The following is a 19,384-nucleotide window of genomic DNA, read 5'->3' on the forward strand; positions in this document are numbered from 1 at the left end:
ACGTCAGCGTCAAGGAGTAAATCCTTAACGAGATGACAACGGTGCCATTCCTTCTCTAAGTGAAGACTGACGTGTCATCGGATCCTTCAGGGGCGCACTGCTCTCCAAGAGGGTGGAATCCCCCATCTCGCTGAGTACCAGGGCCAGTGCGCCCAGGACCTCGGCCCGGCCGCCGAGTGCTCCGGGCAGGACCGAGAGCTGCCTGGCCGCGCTCGGAATGGCGTAGCGCGAGACCGAGTCGCGGATCGGCGCGAGCACCAGCTCGCCCGCCTCGGCGAGCGAGCCGCCGAGCACCACCCGGCTGGGGTTGAGCAGATTGCAGAGATTGGCCACCCCGCTGCCGATATGCCGTCCGACGTCCCCGATCACCCGGCGGCAGCCCGGATCGCCCTCCCGGGCCAGCTGGACCATCCGCTCCATGGTGAGATCGGGACCGTGGCTGGGGCGGAGCAACGGCAGCACGTACCGCGCGGCCGTGAAGGTCTCCAGGCAGCCCCGGTTGCCGCAGCGGCACACCGGACCCGATTCGTCGAGCGTGATGTGCCCGATCTCCCCCGCCGTGCCGCCCGGCCCGCGGTAGATGCGGCCGTCGATCACCAGACCGGCGCCGACCCCGCTGGCGACCTTGATGTAGGCGAGGTCCTTGACGCCGCGCCCGCTCCCCCACACCAGCTCGCCCAGTGCTCCGAGGTTGGCGTCGTTGTCGACGTGCACCGGCACACCGAGCCGCTTCGACAGCTCCTCGCCGGGGTTGATGCCCGTCCAGCCCGGCAGTATCGACGTGGAGCCCAGCGTGCCGGACTCGACGTCGATCGGGCCGGGGACGCCGAGCCCCACGCCGATCACCTTGTCCGGCCCGATCCCGGTCGCCGCGATCAGCCGCTCGACCAGCCGCTGGGCCCGTCCGAACCCCTCCTCGGAGGAGGCGTCGACGTCCAGCGGCTCGGTCTCCTCGGCGAGCACCCGGTGGGCGAGGTTGCCGACCGCCACCCGCAGGTGCGCGTGACCGAAGTCGACACCGATCACGATGCCCGCGTCGCCGCTGAGCGAGACGCTCCGGGCCCGACGGCCGCCCGCCGAGGTGGGCGTCACCTCGACCGTGCCGCTTTCCTTCAGTTCGCGAACGATATTGGAGACGGTGGCAGCCGAGAGGCCCGTGCTCCGCGCGATCTCCGCCTGGGTGAGTGAGCCGGCCATGCGTACCGCGCGCACGACCCGCTCAAGGTTGGCGCGATGCAGAGATGTCTGCGACCCCGGAGTCTCCATCGACTCTCTCCTACCGTTCTCTCCAACATGTGAACTCCAAGCTGACCGTTTTGGGGCACTCCCCGTCAAGACCTTGAGCATCCGAAGCCTCGGATGAGCGCACACCGCACCCGCCCGGGGGGGCACGGGACGGCCCTGCGGTCCGCGGAGGTCCCGGCACGCGCGAACCGCCCGCCGACGGCTGCCGGCGGGCGGTTGCGGGTGGCGCGGGTCGTGTCCGGGCGGGCTACTTCACCGCGCCCGCGGTGAGTCCCGCCACTACCTGGCGCTGGAAGACGATGTAGGCGCCCAGCACCGGGAGCATCGCCATCACCAGACCGGCGAACAGGCCGGACCAGTCGCCCTTGTACCCCTGACTGTTGGCAAGTTCGACGAGGCCCTGGGAGAGCACCCGTTGGTTCGGGTCGGTGTTCAGCACCGTCGGCAGCATGTACTGGTTCCACTGCCCGAGGAAGTTGAAGATGCCGACGCTGATCAGGCCGGGCTTGGCCATCGGCAGCATCACCTGGAAGAACGTCCTGGTGTGCGAGGCCCCGTCGAGCATCGCCGCCTCCGCCACCGAGGTCGGCAGCGTCCGGAAGAACGAGGTGAGGAAGAAGACGGTGAACGGCAGCGAGTAGGCGATGTAGACCAGGATCAGTCCGTGCCGCGTGTTCAGCAGGGCCATGTTGTTCATGACGAAGAACAGCGGCACCAGCGCCAGGATGATCGGGAAGCTCATCCCGCCGATGAACAGGAAGTAGACGAAGCGGTTGCCGGGGAAGTCGAACCGGGCGAGGACATACGCCGCCATCGAGCCGAGCAGGAGGGTCCCGACGAGCGAACAGCCCACCACCACGATGGTGTTGAAGAAGTAATCGCTCATGTGCGCCTGGCTCCAGGCGCGCGACCAGTTCTCGAAGTGCAGCTTGTCGGGCAGCGCCCACGGCGTCGACAGGATCGAGTCGTCCGTCTTGAACGACGCCATCACCGCCCAGATCAGCGGCATGACGACCAGGATCGCCCAGATGATCAGCACACCGTGCGAGAAGACGTTGAGGACGTGGCCCTCGCTGCTCCTCTGCTTGGCCGCGGGTACGTCGACCTCGGCCGCGGGGGCCGGCTGCCGCGCCGGGGCCGCGGGAGGGGTGTCAGTGGTCTTCACGCGTACTCACCTCGTACTGTCGAGCCGGACACGAGGGCCGACCTGTGGTGCCTGCGGGGCGTTCGGGGGGCCTCCCCCATCGATCGCAGCATCAGAACTCCAGCCGCTCGCGCCGGCCCAGCCGCATCACGATGGCGGCGAAGGCCATGGTGACGACGAGGAGCCCGACACCGATCGTCGTCGCGTATCCGGCCTGTCCGTCGCGGAAGGCCGTCTGGTACACGTACAGCGGCAGGACCGTGGTCGAGTAGTCCGGCCCCCCGGGGCCCACGGTCATGACCTGCACCGCGGTGAACGCCTCCACGCCCAGGGCCAGGATCCCCATGTAGACCCAGCCCGACTGCACCGTGTCCCAGAGCAGCGGAAGCGTGATCTTGAAGAACGTGGTGAAGCGGTTGGCGCCGTCGAGGAGCGCCGCCTCGTAGAAGTCCTTCGGGATGGACGCCATGCCGGCCGAGAAGAGGACGACGAAAAAGCCGACCGTCGACCAGACCAGCACCGTCATGACGCAGATGAGCGCCAGGTTCGGATCGCCGAGCCATTCCGGCTTGAGCGAGCCCAGGCCGATTCCCTCCAGCGTCGAGTTGATCATCCCGCCCCGCGGGTTGAACGCGAACTGGAAGAGCAGCGCGACGATGACGATCGAGAGCACCTGGGGGAAGAAGTAGGCGATCTTGTAGAAGCTCGATCCGCGTACGCCGGAGACCGTGGCGTTCTTGCGCCGCCGGCCCCCGACGTTGAGCATGAAGGCGAAGAACAGCGCCAGGCCCAGCGTCACCAGCGGCAGCAGCAGCACGAGCAACACGCTGTGCTGCAAGGACTTCCAGAAGATGTCGTCCTTCAGCATTCTCGTGTAGTTGTCGAACCCGACCACTGCGAAGTCCGGGCTCAGGCCGGTCCAGTCCGTGAACGAGTAGTAGATGGACTGGATGAACGGCCAGATGACGAAGACCGCGTACAACGCGAGTGGGACTGCCAGGAACCCCACGATGAAACGGTACTTGCCGTGCTGCATCGTTTACCGACCCCGATCTTTCCGCGGGTGCCGCCGCTGGTGACGGTTGCTCACTGGTGCTTGTAGTGCTTGATGGACTGGTCCTTGGCCGCAGCGTCGGCGAAGGCCTGGATCTTCTTGATGGTCTCGGCCGGGGTCGCGCGGCCGGCCATCATCTCGCCGAGTCCGGCGACACCGATCTGCTCCTTCTGGAGCTTCACGTACCAGTCCTGGAGACGCGGGTTCACCACGTTGTCGCCGGCCTTCTTCAGCGCGTCGACACCGGCCTGAAGGGCGGTCGACAGGGTGAGCCCTTCCGTGCCGCCGTTGAAGGCGCTGAGCGACTTGACCTGCTTGGTGAAGTTCTTCGAGGACTCCTCGGAGAGCATGATGCGCAGCTGCTCCATGGCGCCCTCGGTGTTCTTCCCCTTGGCGGGGATGATGAAGGGCTCACCGCCGGAGGCCCAGATGGTGCCGAACGGCAGCTTGTCGGACGCGTCAAGGCTCGACGGCGGCGCGACCATCATCTTGAAGTCCTCGGGCGTGGTGGGCGCCGCCTCGTTCTCCACCCAGGAGCCGTTGGGGATGAAGAGCGCCTTGCCCTTGGTCCACTCGGTCTGCGACTGGATGTGGGTCAGGCCCGGCGTCCCCTGAAGGACGTACCCCTTCTGGTACAGCTCGTAGTACGCCTCGAACGCCGCCTTGACCGCGGGGTCCTTCCAGGCGTTCGGCTCCAGGTTGTCGATCTTGTCGAGGACCTCCCGGCCACCGATCTTGCCGATGAACGGGTAGAGCGAGAACGGCAGGTAGTACGGGTACTTGCCCGGGTAGGTCCACCCGGCGATGCCCTTCTTCTTCGCCTTCTCGCAGAGGGCGATCATCTCGTCCCAGGTCTCCGGGTACTGCGCGTCGAGCTTCTCCAGCGCGGTCTGCGAGTACCAGACGCCGTACACGGTGTACGCGTAGTACATGACCCAGACCGGCTCGCCGTCGAACTGGCCCATCTCCAGGACGCCGGGGCGCAGCGTGTCGCGGACCTTCTTGTTCGGGTCGTCGATGGACGGGGCGTCCATCAGCGGTGTCAGGTCCGCCAGTTGCTTCTTGCCGACCAGGACGCCCATGTCCATCTGCTCGGCGCCGTTGTTGTCGATCAGGTCCGGCGGGTCGCCGCCGTTGAAGCGCGGCTGCAACTGCGTGGCGATCTTCTGCGTCGTGACGTGCTTGACCTTGGGGGCCTTCGGGAACGCCTCGTTGTACTTCTTCTCCGCGTCGATCGCGTACTGCTCGCCGAACCCGCCGTTGAAGATGACGACTTCGAGCGGGGCCGTCTCGTTGACGCCGAGCGGGTTGGCCTTGGTGACCTTGCCCTTCTCGACTTTCTTGTCGCTGCCGCCGTCGCTGCTTGCGCACGACGAAAGGAAGCCCATCGCCGGAACGCTGAGCAGACCGAGTGCGGCAGATCGCTTGATCACATCGCGACGGCCGAGGCCCTCATTCTTGTGGGCGGAGGTGGATCCCATGCTCAAGTCCTCGCCTTCTCCAGGACTCAGGCGGTGTGTACCGGTCGCCCGTCGAAATTCGCCTCAGGCGAAGGGCCCCGCCACCGCGGTCAGTTGCGCTTGGGTGCTGCTGATTCTCAGGCTAGCCACATGCGATGGGGGTCCGGAGGGACCGGCCGGTGGATGCACGTGTCGTGCCCTCCGAGCCCTGCCCCCCGATTCCCCCTTCGCCCGCGTCGCCGGAAGCGGCTGCGCGGGTGCGGACAGGTATAGTCCACTCGCGCCCGACTGAGCAAGATCGAATGCAAGGTTGAGCAGCAGTCTTTCCCGAGTTGAGACCTCTCGGATACCTCGCCCCCGCACGCTCCACCAGCGGGACGGGGAATTCCGCATTTCGGCCGAATCCGCCGACGCCGACTCCCAACCCCCTTGACACATCCGGAACTTGCCTCCCTACTGGACCGTGCACACCGAAATGACAACGTTGTCCAGGTGTACTTCTTCGGGAGGAATGGCTCGGCATGCAGCCCCGACATGGATCTCGCAAGAAACACAGCCACAAGGCCACGTTGATCGCGGCTTTGCTGGCTCTGGTCATGACCGCCCCCGCCGCGACCGCCGCGCAGTCGGACGACAATGCGGCACCGGACCGAAGAACTTCGACGGAGCGGACATTCAGTTCATCTTTCGAAGACAACGAAAAGCAGCCGGACTGGCGCAACACCGTGGAAGAGGGGCCTGACGGCGAGAAGCGGGCATCGGGTGTCGACGGCGGATTCTCCGCGGGAATACCGGGCAATGTCACCGACAAGGTGACAGACGTCCGCGCGAGTGCCGAGAATACCGGCGGCGGGGAGGTGAAGGAGAACCTCGTGGACGGCGAACCCGCGACCAAGTGGCTGTCCTTCGAACCCACCGCCTGGCTGGAATTCGACTTCGCCGAACCGGTCGACGTCGTGACGTACGCGCTGACCTCGGCAAACGATCACGACGAGCGCGATCCGAAGGAATGGAACCTCCAGGGCTCCGCCGACGGCAAGGACTGGAAGGATCTCGATTCCCGTACCGGCCAGACCTTCACCGAACGGTTCCGGACCAACTCGTACGACATCGCCTCCCACGCGGCCTACCGGCACTACCGGTTGAACATCTCGGGCAACAACGGCGCCTCGGACACAACCCAGTTGGCCGACGTCCAGTTCTCCGACGGCGACACCGCACGCCCCGTGCCGGACTCGATGCGCAGCCAGGCCGACCGCGGCCCGTCCGGCTCCCCCACCGCCAAGGCGGGCGCGGGCTTCACCGGGAGAAAGGCCCTGCGGTACGCGGGCACGCACAAGGCGAAGGGCAGGGCCTACTCGTACAACAAGGTCTTCGACGTGAACACGGCCGTCACCCGCGACACCGTGCTCTCCTACCTGGTCCACCCGCAGATGACGGAGACGGACCTCGCCTACCCGGCGACGCACGTCTCGGTGGACCTGGCGTTCACGGACGGCACGTACCTCAGCGAATTGCGGGCCACCGACAGCAACGGCGCCCCGCTGACCCCGCAGGGCCAGGCCGCCGCCAAGCGGCTGTACGTCAACCAGTGGAACAAGGTCACGTCGGCCATCGGCGCCGTCGCGGCGGGCCGGACCGTCGACCGCGTCCTGGTGGCGTACGACTCCCCCGCCGGTCCGGCGAAGTTCCAGGGCTGGATCGACGACATCTCCATCGCGCCGCAGAAGCCCGAGAAGCGCCGCGCGCACCTGTCCGACTACGCGTCGACGGTCCGCGGCACCAACTCCAGCGGGGGTTTCTCGCGCGGCAACGACATCCCGGCCACCGCGGTCCCGAACGGCTTCAACTTCTGGACGCCGGTCACCAACGCCGGTTCCACGAGCTGGCTCTACGACTACGCGCGCGGCAACAACGACGACAACCTCCCCACGCTCCAGGCGTTCGCCGCCAGCCACGAACCGAGCCCCTGGATGGGCGACCGGCAGACCTTCCAGCTGATGCCGTCGACGGCCCCCGGCACCCCGGACGCCTCCCGCACCGCCCGCGCGCTGCCGTTCCACCACGAGAACGAGACGGCGAGACCGCACTACTACGGGGTGACCTTCGACAACGGTCTGCGGGCCGAGATGACACCGTCCGACCACGCGGCCAGAATGCGGTTCACCTTCCCCGGGGACGACGCGAGCGTCCTCCTCGACAACGTCACCGCCGACGGCGGACTCACCCTCGACCCGGGAACCCGCTCCTTCTCCGGCTTCTCGGACGTACGGAGCGGCGGCTCGACCGGTGCCACCCGACTGTTCGTGTACGGGGTCTTCGACGCGCCGGTCACCGCGAGCGGCAAGCTGGACGGCGGCGGTGGCGGCGACGTCACGGGCTACCTCCGCTTCGACGCGGGCAGGGACCGCACGGTCGAACTGCGCCTGGCCACCTCCCTGATCGGCGTCGACCAGGCGAAGCGGAACCTGACGGCCGAGATCCCCGCCACCCGCTCCTTCCGGCAGGTCGAGAAGGACGCCCGACGTGCTTGGGACGACATCCTCGGCACCGTGGAGGTCGAGGGTGCCACGACCGACCGGCTGACCACGCTCTACTCCAGCCTGTACCGGCTGTACCTGTACCCGAACTCGGGCTTCGAACGGGTCGACGGCAAGGACAGGTACGCCAGTGCGTTCTCCGCGCCGACCGGCCCCGACACCCCGACCCGCACGGGCGCGAAGATCGTCGACGGCCGGGTGTACGTCAACAACGGCTTCTGGGACACCTACCGCACGACCTGGCCCGCCTACTCCCTCCTGACCCCGGGCCGGGCCGGCGAGATGGTGGACGGCTTCGTCCAGCAGTACGAGGACGGCGGCTGGATCTCCCGCTGGTCGTCCCCCGGCTACGCCGACCTGATGACCGGCACGTCCTCGGACATCGCCTTCGCGGACGCCTACGTCAAGGGCGTGAAGTTCGACGCCGAGGCGGCGTACGAGGCGGCCCTGAAGAACGCCACGGTGGTTCCGCCGTCCTCCGGCGTCGGGCGCAAGGGCATGGCGACGAGCCCGTTCACCGGCTACGCGAACACCGACACGCACGAGGGCCTGTCCTGGTCGCTGGAGGGCTACCTCAACGACTTCGGCATCGCGCGAATGGGCCGGGCGCTGTACGAGAAGACGAAGAAGGAGAGGTACAAGGAGGAGTCCGACTACTTCCTGAACCGCGCCCGCGACTACGTCGAACTCTTCGACGACCGGGTGGACTTCTTCCAGGGCCGAAAGCCGTCGGGCGACTGGCGGCTGCCGGCGGAGGCGTACGATCCGCGCGTCTGGGGCTACGACTACACGGAGACCAACGGCTGGGGCTACGCCTTCACCGTCCCGCAGGACAGCCGGGGGCTGGCGAACCTGTACGGCGGGCGTACCGGTCTGGCGAAGAAGCTCGACACCTACTTCGCCACTCCGGAGACGGCCGGCCCGGAGTTCGTGGGCTCCTACGGCGGAGTCATCCACGAGATGACCGAGGCGCGCGACGTACGGATGGGGCAGTACGGCCACAGCAACCAGGTCGCGCACCATGTCGCGTACATGTACGACGCGGCCGCGCAGCCCTGGAAGACGCAGGAGAAGGTCCGCGAGGTGCTGGGCCGCCTCTACACGGGCAGCGAGATCGGCCAGGGCTACCACGGTGACGAGGACAACGGCGAGCAGTCGGCCTGGTACCTGTTCTCCGCGCTCGGTTTCTACCCGCTCGTCATGGGAAGCGGCGAATACGCCGTCGGCTCCCCGCTCTTCACCAAGGCCACGGTCCACCTGGAGAACGGCCGCGACCTCGTCGTCCACGCGCCGCGGAACAGCGCGGAGAACATCTACGTGCAGGGTCTGCGGGTCGACGGCCGCACGTGGACCTCCACCTCGCTGCCCCACGACCTGCTGGCCCGGGGCGCCGTGCTGGACTTCGACATGGGCGCCGCACCGTCGTCGTGGGGGACTGGCGAGAACGCGGCGCCGCCGTCGATCACCACGGACGAGAAGGTGCCGACGCCGAGGAAGGACGTGTTGGAGGGCGCGGGCGCCCTGTTCGACGACACCTCGGCCACGACGGCCGCGGTCACCGCGGCCGCCCCGGTGGAGCTTCCGGTGGCGTCGGCGACCGCGGCGGTCCAGTACACGCTGACGTCCGCGGCGGCGGACCGGGCCCCGGCCGGCTGGGTCCTCCAGGGCTCGGCGGACGGCACGGCGTGGCAGGATCTCGACCGGCGGTCGGAGCAGTCGTTCGCCTGGGACCGGCAGACGAGGGCGTTCACGGTCGGCGCACCGGGCTCGTACGCGCACTACCGCCTGGTGTTCGCCGGTGAAGGCGCGCTCGCGGAGGTGGAGTTGCTCTCCTGACCCCGGTCCGGGCCGCTTCGGCGACGCTCCGGACGCGGCCGGTGCCCCGGGAGGGAGGGGCACCGGCCGTACGCGCGCTGGGAATCACCGGAGTGAACAGGAGGCACCCGAACCGGGAAGCGGAAGCACCGGAATGCCCCGGACAGGTTCGGTCCCGGACCGGCTCAGTCCCGCTCCGGACTCCCGCCGCTCCCCCGGCTCCCACTCCCCCGGTTCCCCGGACTCCCCGGGCCCTTTGTGACGACCTGCTGGAGCAGGCACTCGGGCAGGGCCACGTTCCACGCCGTGATGACCGGCCGGCTGTGCTCGGTGCCGAGCCGGGAGACGGCCCCGGTGGCGAGCTGGAACAGGGTGCCCTCGGCCGGGGTCAGCCCGAGATAGCGGGCGGTGAGCACCCGCAGGAAGTGGGAGTGGGCGACGAGCGCGATGTCCTGGTCCGCGTCCCGGCGGGCGGCCTCGGCCGCCTCGGCCAGCACCCGGTCGGCACGGACGCCGACCTCCTCGGGGGTTTCCCCGGGGTGTGCCCCGGGGCCGGGAGCCACGCCGTCGGTCCACAGGTTCCAGTCGGGCCGGGTGCGGCGGATCTCGTCGGTGGTCACGCCCTCGTACCCGCCGTAGTCCCATTCGTGCAGCTCGGGGGTGATACGAGGGGCGACGAGCCCGGCGAGTTCGGCGGTGCGCCGGGCGCGTACCGAGGGGCTGACCAGAGTGAGCGCGATCCGCCGCTCGGCGAGCAGGGGTGCCAGCGCACGTGCCTGGAGTTCGCCGAGGGGGGTCAGGGGCAGGTCGGTGTAGCTGGTGTGCTGTCCGGACCGCGACCACTCGGTCTCACCGTGCCGGATCAGGATCAACTCGCCCATGGGTGCGTTCCGTCCTCTGTCGTCATCTCTCACCGCTGCCGATACCGAAGCTGATATCGATACCGACACCCATGCCGATACCGATGCCGTGGGTAACCCACCGGCCCACGATCCCATTCCGTCGTCCGGTGGGCGGTGTGCCCGCCCGCGGGTGTCGCGGCGGGACCGCCCCCGGACGGCACGGAGGACGCGAAGGGCCGCACCCCGGTGTCCCGGGATGCGGCCCTTCGGCTCGGCTGCCTGCCCGCTGCCTACTTGCGGATCAGGCTGCGGAGCACGTACTGCATGATGCCGCCGTTGCGGTAGTAGTCCGCCTCACCGGGGGTGTCGATGCGGACGACCGCGTCGAACTCCACACCGGTGTCGGTGGTGACCTTGACCGTGCGCGGCGTGGTGCCGTTGTTCAGCTCGGTCACGCCGGAGAAGGAGAAGGTCTCCTGACCGGTCAGGCCGAGGGACTCGGCGGTCGCGCCCTCCGGGAACTGGAGCGGGAGGACGCCCATGCCGATGAGGTTCGAGCGGTGGATGCGCTCGTACGACTCGGCGATGACGGCCTTCACGCCGAGGAGCGCGGTGCCCTTGGCGGCCCAGTCGCGGGACGAACCGGAACCGTACTCCTTGCCCGCCAGGACGACCAGCGGGATGCCGGCGGCCTGGTAGTTCTGCGAGGCGTCGTAGATGAAGGAGACCGGGGCACCTTCAGCGGACCGGGTGAAGTCGCGGGTGTAGCCGCCCTCGGTGCCCGGCGCGATCTGGTTGCGCAGGCGAATGTTGGCGAACGTGCCGCGGATCATGACCTCGTGGTTCCCGCGGCGCGAGCCGTAGGAGTTGAAGTCGCGACGCTCCACACCGTGCTCGGTGAGGTACGTGCCGGCCGGGGTGTCGGCCTTGATGGCGCCGGCCGGGGAGATGTGGTCGGTGGTGACCGAGTCGCCCAGCTTGGCGAGCACACGGGCGCCGGCGATGTCCTCGACCGGGGCCGGGTCCATCGTCATGCCCTCGAAGTACGGGGGCTTGCGGACGTAGGTCGACTCGGCGTCCCACTCGAAGGTGTTGCCGGTCGGGATCGACAGGGCCTGCCACTGGGCGTCGCCCGCGAAGACGTCCTGGTAGGACTTGTTGAACATGTCCTCGCCGATGGCGTTGGCGACGACTTCGTTCACCTCGGCCTCGGTCGGCCAGATGTCCGCGAGGTGGACCGGGTTGCCGTTCTGGTCGATGCCCAGGGCGTCCTTGGTGATGTCCACCTTCATCGAACCGGCGAGGGCGTACGCGACGACCAGCGGCGGGGAGGCGAGGTAGTTCATCTTGACGTCGGGGTTGATCCGGCCCTCGAAGTTGCGGTTGCCGGAGAGCACCGAGGTCACGGCGAGGTCGTGCTCGTTGACCGCCTTGGAGACCTCCTCCGGCAGCGGGCCGGAGTTGCCGATGCAGGTGGTGCAGCCGTAGCCGACGAGGTTGAAGCCGACCTTGTCGAGGTACGGGGTCAGGCCCGCCTTGTCGAAGTAGTCGGTGACGACCTTCGAGCCCGGGGCGAGGGTGGTCTTGACCCACGGCTTGCGGGTCAGGCCCTTCTCGACCGCCTTCTTCGCCACGAGCGCCGCGGCGACCATGACGTACGGGTTCGAGGTGTTGGTGCAGGAGGTGATCGCGGCGACGGTGACGGCGCCGTGGTCCAGCTCGTAGGTGGTGCCGTCGGGGGCGGTCACGGGGACCGGGCTCGACGGGCCGCCGTTCGGCGTGTTGGCCGGGGCGTCGGAGGCCGGGAAGGACTCCTTGCCCGCCTCGTCGGTGGTGTCCACGTAGTTGCGGACGTCCTGCTTGAACTGCTCGGCGGCGTTGGCGAGGACGATGCGGTCCTGCGGGCGCTTCGGACCGGCGATCGACGGGACGACCGTCGACAGGTCCAGCTCCAGCTTCTCGGAGAAGTCGGGCTCGGCGGCCGGGTCCAGCCAGAGGCCCTGCTCCTTGGCGTACGCCTCGACGAGCGCGACCTGCTGCTCGTCGCGGCCGGTCAGGCGCAGGTACTTCAGCGTCTCGTCGTCGATCGGGAAGATCGCGGCGGTGGAGCCGAACTCCGGGGACATGTTGCCGATGGTGGCGCGGTTGGCGAGGGAGGTGGCGGCGACGCCCTCGCCGTAGAACTCGACGAACTTGCCGACGACACCGTGCTTGCGGAGCATCTCGGTGATGGTCAGCACGAGGTCGGTGGCGGTGGTGCCCGGCTTGAGCTCACCGGTCAGCTTGAAGCCGACGACGCGCGGGATGAGCATCGAGACCGGCTGGCCGAGCATCGCGGCCTCGGCCTCGATGCCGCCGACGCCCCAGCCCAGCACGCCGAGGCCGTTGACCATGGTGGTGTGCGAGTCGGTGCCGACGAGGGTGTCGGGGTACGCCTGGCCGTTGCGCACCATGACCGTGCGGGCCAGGTGCTCGATGTTCACCTGGTGGACGATGCCGGTGCCCGGGGGGACGACCTTGAACTCGTCGAAGGCGGTCTGCCCCCAACGCAGGAACTGGTAGCGCTCCTTGTTGCGGCCGTACTCCAGCTCGACGTTCTGGCCGAAGGCGTCCTTCGTACCGAACTTGTCGGCGATGACGGAGTGGTCGATGACCAGCTCGGCCGGGGCCAGGGGGTTGATCTTGGCCGGGTCGCCGCCCAGCTCCTTGACGGCCTCACGCATGGTGGCGAGGTCCACGACGCACGGCACACCGGTGAAGTCCTGCATGATCACGCGGGCCGGCGTGAACTGGATCTCCCGGCTGGGCTGCGCCTGGGAGTCCCAGCCACCGAGCGCCCGGATGTGCTCGGCGGTGATGTTCGCGCCGTCCTCGGTGCGGAGAAGGTTCTCCAGGAGCACCTTCAGGCTGTAAGGGAGGCGCGCGGAGCCCTCGACCTTGTCCAGCCTGAAGATCTCGTACGACTCGTCGCCCACGCGCAGCGTGCTGCGGGCGTCGAAGCTGTTCGCCGACACGACAGTCTCCTTCATCAATGTGCGCGTACTCCGCGCCGCGCCCCATGACGGCGGGCGCCGCGTGATGCCGCCTGCGACCCCTCGACCACCCACTGGAGCAAGATTGGTTAGGTAACCCTTACCCGGTGGCGGGCGGCGGTGCGCCTTCGGCAATTATCTCGATGTCGAGATAACTCTAGTACATCACCGCCGCACGGTCATGCGCGGGCGGCACGACGGGCGGACCGGGCGCACACCGCCCACCCCCGGACGGACGCACACCGCGCGACGCCGCGGCGACCGGGGTGAACCATGGGACGCACGCGCCGCACCACGCCCGTCACGCACACGGAAACGGACAACACCCGCGCCTGCGCACCCTCGTCACCCGAACGGCGCACCCCACCGGAAGGCGCATCTCATATCTGAGATAGCCTTTCGCCATGTCAGACGATTACCTCGTACGCATCGGCAAGCTCATACGTGACGCCCGTCAGCACCGGGGCTGGACACAGAGTCAGCTCGCCGAGGCGCTCGCCACCAGCCAGAGCGCCGTCAATCGCATCGAGCGCGGCAATCAGAACATCAGCCTTGAGATGATCGCGCGCATCGGTGAGGCACTCGACAGCGAGATCGTTTCGCTCGGCTACGCCGGGCCCATGCACCTGCGAGTGGTCGGTGGGCGTCGGCTCTCGGGCTCCATCGACGTCAAGACGAGCAAGAACGCGTGCGTGGCCCTGCTCTGCGCCACCCTCCTCAACAAGGGCCGCACCGTGCTCCGTCGGGTGGCCCGCATCGAGGAGGTCTACCGCCTTCTGGAGGTCCTGAACTCCATCGGCGTGCGGACCCGCTGGATCAACGACGGCACCGACCTGGAAATCGTGCCGCCCGCCCGGCTCGACATGGACGCCATCGATGCGGACGCGGCCCGCCGGACCCGTTCCATCATCATGTTCCTCGGCCCGCTGCTGCACCGCATGGACGCGTTCAAGCTTCCCTACGCGGGCGGTTGCGACCTCGGCACACGGACGATCGAACCGCACATGATCGCGCTGCGCCGGTTCGGGCTGGAGATCGCCGCGACCGAGGGCCTGTACCACGCGCAGGTCGACCACTCGGTCGTGCCCGGCCGCCCCATCGTGCTGACCGAGCGCGGCGACACCGTGACCGAGAACGCGCTGCTGGCCGCCGCCCGGTACGACGGCACGACCGTCATCCGCAACGCCTCCTCCAACTACATGGTCCAGGACCTGTGCTTCTTCCTGGAGGCCCTGGGCATACGCGTGGACGGCATCGGCACGACCACCCTCACCGTGCACGGCGTCCCGCACATAGACGTGGACGTCGACTACTCCCCCTCCGAGGACCCGGTCGAGGCGATGAGCCTGCTCGCCGCCGCCGTGGTGACGGAGTCCGAGCTGACGATCCGCCGGGTACCGATCGAGTTCCTGGAGATCGAGCTCGCGGTGCTGGAGGAGATGGGCGTCGACTGCGACCGCACGACGGAGTACGCGGCCGACAACGGCCGTACCCGGCTGGTCGACCTCACGGTCCGCCCCTCCAAGCTGGAGGCGCCGATCGACAAGGTCCACCCCATGCCGTTCCCCGGGCTCAACATCGACAATGTGCCCTTCTTCGCGGCGATCGCCGCCTCGGCCCACGGCCAGACCCTCATACACGACTGGGTCTACGACAACCGGGCCATCTACCTCACCGACCTCAACCGTCTCGGCGGCAGGCTCCAACTCCTCGACCCGCACCGGGTCCTGGTGGAGGGCCCGACCCGCTGGCGCGCCGCCGAGATGATGTGCCCGCCCGCGCTGCGCCCCGCTGTGGTCGTGCTGTTGGCCATGATGGCGGCCGAGGGCACGTCCGTGCTGCGCAACGTGTACGTCATCAACCGCGGGTACGAGGAACTGGCGGAGCGCCTGAACTCGGTGGGCGCGCAGATCGAGATCTTCCGGGACATCTGAGCCTGTCCTGCCCGAAGGACCACTGCACCGCACCAGACCTGCATGTGGGCAGGTTTGGTGGGGTGCAGTGGCACCCGTGCGACTTCTCTGGAACTCACGTGCGAGGCCGGGCGATTCCGTCCCGCTATGTGATCCCACTTCATCGCCACAGCGTTCGCGGCCCATGCGACCGAGATCGACAAAGCCGTGACTCGTGCTCTGAAGCGCAGCCAGGGCGGCGACTCCGAGGACCGGAAGGAGAAACTGTCCTGATTTCCCCCTTCTCCGGTCGAAAGACGTGCGAGACAGTGACGTACTGTCCGAGCGCGGCGGCCGCCGTACCCCCACCATCTGCGATCTCACCGTTGCGTGGTTCTTCCGGGAAGGCCGCGCCTCGTCAACGCGGGTCGGCGCCCGCGGGAAGTCTCGGTCCGGTCGTCACGGCGGCTGCCCCAGCCATAGGAGAGGGCAGGAAATGCAGCTCACAGCACGATGGATCCTGACGTTCGACTCGTCCTGCGGAACCTGTACGGCGGTGTCGTCCACCGTCGCCCAAAGCAGCGGAGCCAAGCTGGAGGTGCTGCCGCTTACCGACACGTCGGTTCGGCGGTGGCGCGAGGAGGCGCTGGGCGCCGACCCCGTGTGGGCGCCGACCCTGCTGCGAGTGGCCGATGGCACGGCGCGCGCCTGGACGGGGCCCCGGATGGCCGTGCAACTTGTGCGGCGGCTCGGGCCACGGGCGACCTGTCGTGTGCTCATCGCCCTGGGCGAGCTGCGACGTGCGGCCCGTACCGGGAAGCCGCTCGCCACCGCGGACGGCACGGCGGAACCGCGCCGCTCACGCATCAGCCGCAAGCACTTCCTGCTGCTGGCAAGTGGTGCGGGTACGGCCATCGGCATGACGGTGGCCGGGCAGACACCGGCGTTCGCACGCTCGGCCCAGACCGAGGCCCGGTCGTGGGTGGCCGCGCACCGCGGCACGTTGCCGCGTACCTACGCCGAGATCGCGCCACTGCCCTCGGCCGTGCGGCAGGCCGTGCTGGTGGAACTCTCCCCGGCCGAGCGCAGCAGGGTGTGGACCGAGCACCTGCGGAACTTCCGGGCCGCGCATCCGGCGCTCAGCGCCCCGCAGAGCCGGGTGGTGCAAGAGGCCCTGGACCTCGCGAGTTCCGAAGCCACGTTCGCCGGTGGCGAGCCGGAACCGGGATCCGGGCTGCAACGCCGCATCTCCGCGGTGGAGACGGCGGCGAAGGAGGCGTTCGGCATGGCGGACAGCGCCGCATTGCTGGTCACCCTCGGTCCTGCCGATACCCCTCCGACCACGGGAGGCGAGGCCGCGGCCCTGGCCACGTGCAACTGCAGCACCACCTCGGTGTGGTGCACCGTGTGGGAGGGCCCGAACTGTCAGTGCTGTTTCTGCAGTACCACGTCGGGCTGCGGCTTTCTGGGCATGTACCAGTGCAACGGGACCTGCACGAAATGACATCCGCGGGTCGACGGGCTGCGGTTCCTGTCCAGTGACTGAAGGCCGTCGGCCACGCGCATGGGCCCGCCGGCGTCCTCGGCGAAGTAGGGGGCCGGGAGCGGGATCTGCAGGAGTACGGACTCGATGAGCCGTGGCTTCCGCTCCGGCTCCCGCACCTGCCCGCGCTGGAAGTCCGGCGCCAGTTCCAGCGACTCGTCCTCGATCGCGTCCAGGACGTCGCGCGACGAGAACTGCTTGGTGTCGACCCGGATCGGCTCCGGGTTCCACGGCCCCGTCGATCGCCGGTGCGCGCCCTCGGTCCCGGTCTCCGCCACGACCGATCCGGCTCGCCGCCGAAGGAACCAACGCCCCGTGGTACGCCGAAGCCGGACCGGCAACCCGCGCACGTCCGTCGTTCTGACCTCGGGCGCGGGTTGGGGGACGCGTGCCGCTGTGCAGCGGCGGAGCAGTGGGGCGGAGTCCCCGATACCTCGGCGGCAGGCGGGAAAGATCAAGGCGTTGCGGCAGCGCCTCGGCGTGATTCGTATGGCGCTCAACGCCAAGCGTTGGGCCCTGGCGCGTTACGAGCTCGATCGGGCCAGGGTTCTCGTCAATGCCCTGCCCGCCGACCAGACCGTTCAGGAGCGAGAGCAACTGACGCTGCTACGCAAGAAGTTCAAGGCACGCGGTACGACGGCCGCCAAGAACGCCGCGCAGAAGAAGGCTGTCGCGAAACCCACCCCGAAGAAGGCCGCGCCCAAGAAAGCGGCGGCCAGGAAAGCCGGGCCCACAAAAGCTGCGGCCAAGAAGGCCACCCCCAAAAAGGCGGCGCCGAGGCCGGAACCAGCATCCGACCTCGGCGACCGTTTCATCAACCGTGCCGCGCTCGGTTACACCTCCGAGGCGCCCGACACGAACCGCACGAAGGGCGCCCACTCCGCGCGTCCCACGGCGAGGGCCGGGCGGGCCAGGTCCTTCGAGTCCCGTACGTGAACAGCCTTGTCGGCGACTGCGATCTCCACGCAGTCGTCGCCCTGGCTGCCGCTGTAGCTGGACTTGAACCAGGCGAGTTCCGTCGTTCCGCTGTTCATAACTCTCCTCGCAGTCGCTCCAGCAGGTCCCGGGATTCCTTGGGACTCAGGGCCTGCGAGCGCAGTCTTTCATAGCGTTGGCAGAGCAGGCTCACCTCTTTCCGGTCCGAGATGAGCCGACCGTTCTGCTGTCCCTCCGAGTAGCCGAGCCGCTGCCCCGCAGGGGTTTCCAGGAGACGCACCGGACCGTCCAGGCACGGATGCAACTCCGCCTCCAGCGGCACCACCTGGAGCGTCACATTGCGCGGAGCACTCCGCTCCAACACGTGGTCCACCAGCCCGCGCATCGCCTCCGCGTTCCCGAACCGTCGCCGGAACACGTGCTCCTCGACAATGAAGCTGAACGGCACCGTGGGCCGCTCACGCATCATTCGTTGCCGCTCCATTCGCGCGGTGAGCTGGTCCTCCAGTTCCTCGTCGGTCCGCAGCGGAATCGTGCCCTCGAACACCGCCCGCGCGTATGCCTCCGACTGCAACAGCCCTGGAACCAGCCGACATTCGTACGTGTACAGGCTTGCCGCGTCCCGTTCCAACCGGGCCCAACGCCGGAACCACGCCGCGAGTCCCACCTCACCGCGACTCAGGTGGCGGGCGGCCTTCCGTAGCGCGCCCGTATTGCCGAGCGCTTCCTCCGCACGCTCGACGAATGTCTCGTCCGCCATGCGGCGTCCGAGCTCGATGGACTCCACGGTGTGTTTGGAGTACCGGACGAGGACGGCCAGCTCCGCCCGGCTGAGGCCGGCGTGCTCGCGCAGGGCCTGGACGACCGCGCCGAACGTGCGCAAACTGTCCGACGGATGGGGCTCCCGCTCCCACTCCGCCGCCGAGACCGCCCGAACGTCGGTGATCCCGGCCCTCGCCTCCCCCTCGACGTCGTCCATCCGCCGCTCCTTTCTCCGTAACGCACCCGCGACAGCCGCTCGCCGTCGTTCACGTTCACCACCCAGTGTGACCACGAATCCTGCGTACCACCTACTCCATGTGCCCGTACGCTGACTCCGCGTACGTGATGCGGTACTCGTATCCGGCCATATCCGACCGTCACGATGGCGTCATGAACCAACCCCTCCCCCAACTTGGCATGCCTCGGCTCGTCTTCACGCAGCTGCTGTCGTCCACGCGGCGCGGCACCCGGCTCGCCCGGCTTCTCGGCGTGACTGAACTGCGGTCCTGGGGCGCTCCGCATGACCTCACGGAGCGTGCCGAAATCGTGATCGCGGAGCTTGCGTCCAACGCCGTCCTCCATGGCTTCGTGCCCGGCCGGAGCTTTCGGCTGTCGCTCACGTTCGACGTCCCGTCCGGCCGCCTCCGCGTCGACGTCACCGATGCCCGCGGGGAGCGGCTTCCCCGGTTCCCGTACGGGGAGGCCGCGTCCGGCACGCTCCACGCCGGTGGTCGCGGCCTCGCACTCGTCGCCGCGCTCTCCGACCGCTGGGAGACGGTTCCCCATCCGCCCAGCGGCAAGACCGTCCGAGCCGAACTGACCACTCCGAACCGCGAATGAGTACAGTCGGCGGGACGCCACCCGAAAACCGGCCACCCCAATCCGGTGCGCGGGCTCCAGGCGGTGGCTGGAGCGAGGCCGAAGGGCGTGGCCGCGCAGACGCCCACAGCTGGTTGTGCCGCTCACGAGAAGGCCGGTTGCCCCCTGCGAAGGACCGCGGAAGCGATCCGGAAGAGGGCTAGGACCAATACCGTTCAGTTATTGACTCGGATGGTGACGTGAGGGCCGTGTTCGGGCTGGGGCCAGTGTGCGTGGTGGGAGCGTTTCGCGGCCCATTTC

The 19,384-nt window shown here is 68.4% G+C and carries 13 protein-coding genes; 4 read left to right on the top strand and 9 right to left on the bottom strand.

All coding sequences use genetic code 11. From position 1 onward, the window contains the following. Nucleotides 1–24: 24 nt before the first annotated feature. The 4 genes from ACFC79_RS26635 to ngcE all read right to left on the bottom strand — a co-directional run bounded on the left by ACFC79_RS26635 (nucleotide 25) and on the right by ngcE (nucleotide 4,924). Complete coding sequence (locus tag ACFC79_RS26635; RefSeq protein ID WP_376244670.1) at nucleotides 25–1,266, bottom strand: ROK family protein; 1,242 nt, start codon at nucleotides 1,264–1,266, stop codon at nucleotides 25–27. 226 nt (nucleotides 1,267–1,492) lie between these two features. Continuing rightward, nucleotides 1,493–2,410 carry a carbohydrate ABC transporter permease gene (locus tag ACFC79_RS26640; RefSeq protein ID WP_376244673.1) on the bottom strand — a complete coding sequence of 306 codons (918 nt, stop codon included), beginning with the start codon at nucleotides 2,408–2,410 and terminating at the stop codon, nucleotides 1,493–1,495. 91 nt (nucleotides 2,411–2,501) lie between these two features. After that, nucleotides 2,502–3,425, bottom strand: a complete 924-nt coding sequence (locus ACFC79_RS26645; protein WP_376244676.1) for a carbohydrate ABC transporter permease — start codon at nucleotides 3,423–3,425, stop codon at nucleotides 2,502–2,504. Between the two features lie 50 nt (nucleotides 3,426–3,475). Then, nucleotides 3,476–4,924, bottom strand: coding sequence for an N-acetylglucosamine/diacetylchitobiose ABC transporter substrate-binding protein (gene ngcE, locus ACFC79_RS26650; protein WP_376244679.1), 1,449 nt, complete (start codon nucleotides 4,922–4,924; stop codon nucleotides 3,476–3,478). Between the two features lie 500 nt (nucleotides 4,925–5,424). Here ngcE and ACFC79_RS26655 point away from each other — a divergent pair, with 500 nt between their 5' ends. Then, on the top strand, nucleotides 5,425–9,279 hold the full coding sequence (locus tag ACFC79_RS26655) for a GH92 family glycosyl hydrolase (protein WP_376244681.1): 3,855 nt from the start codon (nucleotides 5,425–5,427) through the stop codon (nucleotides 9,277–9,279). 164 nt (nucleotides 9,280–9,443) lie between these two features. On the opposite strand, the gene ACFC79_RS26660 is transcribed toward ACFC79_RS26655, so the two are convergent. Together ACFC79_RS26660 and acnA are read right to left on the bottom strand one after the other, a co-directional pair. Further along, nucleotides 9,444–10,139 (bottom strand): histidine phosphatase family protein, encoded by a 696-nt coding sequence (locus tag ACFC79_RS26660; protein WP_376244684.1) that lies wholly within the window; start codon nucleotides 10,137–10,139, stop codon nucleotides 9,444–9,446. 251 nt (nucleotides 10,140–10,390) lie between these two features. Next, nucleotides 10,391–13,114, bottom strand: coding sequence for an aconitate hydratase AcnA (acnA, locus tag ACFC79_RS26665; RefSeq protein WP_376244687.1), 2,724 nt, complete (start codon nucleotides 13,112–13,114; stop codon nucleotides 10,391–10,393). Between the two features lie 422 nt (nucleotides 13,115–13,536). On the opposite strand from acnA, the gene ACFC79_RS26670 reads away from it, so the two are divergent. Beyond that, the gene (locus ACFC79_RS26670; protein WP_376244690.1) at nucleotides 13,537–15,066 is read left to right on the top strand and encodes a helix-turn-helix domain-containing protein; all 1,530 of its coding nucleotides are present in this window, start codon (nucleotides 13,537–13,539) and stop codon (nucleotides 15,064–15,066) included. 454 nt (nucleotides 15,067–15,520) lie between these two features. Beyond that, complete coding sequence (locus tag ACFC79_RS26675; protein ID WP_376244693.1) at nucleotides 15,521–16,528, top strand: bacteriocin fulvocin C-related protein; 1,008 nt, start codon at nucleotides 15,521–15,523, stop codon at nucleotides 16,526–16,528. On the opposite strand, the gene ACFC79_RS26680 is transcribed toward ACFC79_RS26675, so the two are convergent. The 3 genes from ACFC79_RS26680 to ACFC79_RS26690 form a co-directional block, all read right to left on the bottom strand. Further along, entirely contained in the window at nucleotides 16,450–16,845 is a 396-nt protein-coding gene (locus tag ACFC79_RS26680) for a DUF262 domain-containing protein (RefSeq protein WP_376244695.1), read from the bottom strand. The two genes, ACFC79_RS26675 and ACFC79_RS26680, sit on opposite strands and share 79 nt — an antisense overlap. A gap of 555 nt (nucleotides 16,846–17,400) precedes the next feature. Next, nucleotides 17,401–17,601 carry a DUF397 domain-containing protein gene (locus tag ACFC79_RS26685; protein WP_376244698.1) on the bottom strand — a complete coding sequence of 67 codons (201 nt, stop codon included), beginning with the start codon at nucleotides 17,599–17,601 and terminating at the stop codon, nucleotides 17,401–17,403. After that, on the bottom strand, nucleotides 17,598–18,482 hold the full coding sequence (locus ACFC79_RS26690) for a Scr1 family TA system antitoxin-like transcriptional regulator (RefSeq protein WP_376244700.1): 885 nt from the start codon (nucleotides 18,480–18,482) through the stop codon (nucleotides 17,598–17,600). The genes ACFC79_RS26685 and ACFC79_RS26690 overlap by 4 nt, the downstream gene beginning before the upstream one ends. A gap of 173 nt (nucleotides 18,483–18,655) precedes the next feature. On the opposite strand from ACFC79_RS26690, the gene ACFC79_RS26695 reads away from it, so the two are divergent. After that, nucleotides 18,656–19,105 carry an ATP-binding protein gene (locus ACFC79_RS26695; RefSeq protein WP_376244703.1) on the top strand — a complete coding sequence of 150 codons (450 nt, stop codon included), beginning with the start codon at nucleotides 18,656–18,658 and terminating at the stop codon, nucleotides 19,103–19,105. The last annotated feature ends 279 nt before the right edge of the window (nucleotides 19,106–19,384 follow it).

This window comes from Streptomyces sp. NPDC056061, assembly GCF_042266885.1.
GTDB lineage: Bacteria > Actinomycetota > Actinomycetes > Streptomycetales > Streptomycetaceae > Streptomyces.